Source organism: Streptomyces tricolor, assembly GCF_002155905.1.
Lineage (GTDB): Bacteria > Actinomycetota > Actinomycetes > Streptomycetales > Streptomycetaceae > Streptomyces > Streptomyces tricolor.
Genome location: NZ_MUMF01000654.1, coordinates 1 through 991, shown reverse-complemented (window position 1 = coordinate 991; position 991 = coordinate 1). Strand labels below are relative to the sequence as shown.

1 protein-coding gene is annotated in these 991 nt (G+C 79.8%); it reads left to right on the top strand.

Translation table 11 applies throughout. From position 1 onward, the window contains the following. The coding region (locus CCN44_RS36505; protein WP_143650241.1) for a beta-ketoacyl reductase at positions 1-991 on the top strand (991 nt) is incomplete at both ends.

The following is a 991-nucleotide window of genomic DNA, read 5'->3' as shown; positions in this document are numbered from 1 at the left end:
CGGCCGCTGGGCGGTGCTCGGCGCCGACCCGCTGGGCGCAGCCGACGCGCTGCGCGCCCTCGGTCACACCGTGCACGGCGCCACCGGCCCGGCCGCACTCACCGAGGTGCCCGACGCGGCGCTGCTCACCGCCGCAGGCACCCCGGGCGAGGCGCCCGCCGAGGCACGCACCGTGCTGCACCGCACCCTCGCCGCCCTTCAGGCGTGGCTCGCCGACGACCGGTTCGCCGCCGTACCCCTCGTGGTCCTCACCCGGGGCGCGGCGGCCGACCGGGCGGACGACCTCGCCGGCGCCGCGGCCTGGGGCCTGGTCCGCTCCGCGCAGTCGGAGCACCCCGGCCGCCTCGTCCTCGCCGACCTCGACGACGACCCCCGCTCCTGGCGGGCGCTGGGCGCCGTACCGGCCGCCGGGGAGCCCCAGCTGGCGCTCCGGGCCGGCGCGGCCACCGTCCCGCGGCTGGCCCGGCTCGCCCCGCCGGACGGCCCGGCCCCCTGGCACCCGGACGGCACCGTCCTGGTCACCGGCGCCTCCGGAGACCTCGGCGCACTGGTCGCCCGCCACCTGGTGGCCGCCCACGGGGTACGGCACCTGGTCCTCGCCTCCCGGCGCGGCCCGGCCGCCCCGGGCGCCGCCCGACTCCGCGACGAGCTGCGCGCGTCGGGCGCCGGCACCGTCACCCTCGCGGCCTGCGACACCGCCGACCGCAAGGCGCTCGCGGACCTGCTCGCCGCCGTCCCGGACGAGCACCCGCTCACCGCGGTCGTGCACAGTGCCTCCGTCCTGGACGACGGCGTGATCGCCGCGCTCGACCCGGACCGGCTGGACACCGCGCTGCGCCCGAAGGCCGACGCGGCCTGGCACCTGCACGAACTGACCCGGCATCTGAACCTGTCCGCCTTCGTGCTGTTCTCCTCCGTGGCCGGCACCTTCGGCGGCCTCGGCCAGGGCAACTACGCGGCGGGCAACGCCTTCCTGGACGCGCTGGCCCGC